The organism is Gilliamella sp. Fer4-1 (genome assembly GCF_001690515.1).
Lineage (GTDB): Bacteria > Pseudomonadota > Gammaproteobacteria > Enterobacterales > Orbaceae > Gilliamella > Gilliamella apicola_C.
Genome location: NZ_LZGZ01000330.1, coordinates 1 through 1,556 on the forward strand (window position 1 = coordinate 1; position 1,556 = coordinate 1,556).

A 1,556-nucleotide genomic window follows, 5' to 3' on the forward strand; every position below is an offset into this window, starting at 1 on the left:
GTTCTCATGATTAACTAAATAATTTCTATATATAAAAAAAACTTGATACTGTATAACAATACAGTATAATATATAGCCATATCCTAACTCATTGGAATTTTATAATATGAACGAAAACAAACAACGCGCACTTTCAGCAGCATTAAGTCAAATCGAAAAACAATTTGGTAAAGGTTCAATTATGCGTTTAGGTGATACCCAAACGTTGGATGTGGATGCGGTATCTACTGGTTCTTTAGGGCTCGATATTGCATTAGGTATCGGTGGCCTACCAATGGGTAGAATTGTTGAAATTTTTGGCCCTGAATCATCTGGTAAAACAACGCTAACTTTATCTGTGATAGCTCAAGCACAAAAAGAGGGTAAAACCTGTGCATTTATTGATGCTGAACATGCGCTGGATCCTATTTATGCTGCAAAATTAGGGGTGCAAGTCGACGATTTACTCGTTTCGCAACCCGATACAGGAGAGCAAGCACTTGAAATTTGTGATGCTTTAGTTCGTTCTGGTGCGGTTGATGTTATTATCGTTGACTCAGTAGCTGCATTAACACCAAAAGCAGAAATTGAAGGTGAAATGGGCGATTCTCATATGGGATTACAAGCTCGTTTAATGTCACAAGCATTGCGAAAACTAACTGCGAATATTAAAAATGCCAATTGTTTAGTTGTCTTTATTAACCAGATCCGTATGAAAATTGGTGTTATGTTTGGTAGTCCAGAAACGACAACTGGAGGTAATGCACTGAAATTCTATGCATCAGTACGTTTAGATATCCGCCGTACTGGTTCTGTAAAAGAAGGTGAAGATGTTATTGGTAGTGATACTCGAGTAAAAGTGGTTAAAAACAAAGTGGCAGCCCCTTTTAGACAAGCTGAATTCCAAATTCTTTATGGTTGTGGTATTTCGAAAGAAGGCGAGTTAATTGATTTAGGCGTTAAGCATAAGTTAGTCGATAAAGCAGGAGCGTGGTATAGCTACAATGGCGAGAAAGTGGGTCAAGGTAAAGCTAATTCAATTAAGTTTTTACAAGAACACCCTGAGATCGCTTCAGAACTTGAAACTAAAATACGCGAATTATTATTAAATAGCCCTGCTGTTTTTACATCTGATGACCAAGCTATATCATCAGAAAGCGAAAACGTTGAATAATGGAAACAAAACTGAACAAATCAATGCTCAATAAAGCTGTGCAATTACTTGCACAGCGCAACCATTCTTCTTATGAGCTAAGCCAAAAAATAGCCTCTTTTTTCATAAAAAAACTGCAATACACCGATGAAGAATACCATGACCAGTTAGCCAAACTAAAAATTGAAATTCAATATATTATTGAATATTGTATAAAACAAAATTGGATTAATGACGAACAATATATTGAAAATTATATTGTTATGCGAGCCCAAAAAGGTTATGGAAAATATAAAATAGCCATGGAACTTAAACAACGAGGTTTACCTGTTGATTTGAGCCGGCAACTTTTGCAAATTGCCGATATCAATTGGGGAAATATGGCATACGAGCAATTACTAAAAAAGATAAAACAAATTGATTG

2 protein-coding genes are annotated in these 1,556 nt (G+C 35.7%); both read left to right on the forward strand.

Going from position 1 to position 1,556, the window contains the following annotated elements; translation table 11 throughout:
* Positions 1-106 precede the first annotated feature (106 nt).
* The gene (recA, locus tag A9G30_RS11215; RefSeq protein WP_065589016.1) at positions 107-1,153 is read left to right on the forward strand and encodes a recombinase RecA; all 1,047 of its coding nucleotides are present in this window, start codon (positions 107-109) and stop codon (positions 1,151-1,153) included.
* Positions 1,153-1,556: regulatory protein RecX (locus tag A9G30_RS11220; RefSeq protein ID WP_065589017.1), on the forward strand; the 404-nt coding region annotated here is incomplete at its 3' end. The genes recA and A9G30_RS11220, both read left to right, overlap by 1 nt.

Excerpts from the sequence above, each read along its gene's own strand:
- recA (WP_065589016.1), top strand. The coding sequence starts at position 107 with ATGAACGAAAACAAACAACGCGCACTTTCAGCAGCATTAAGTCAAATC.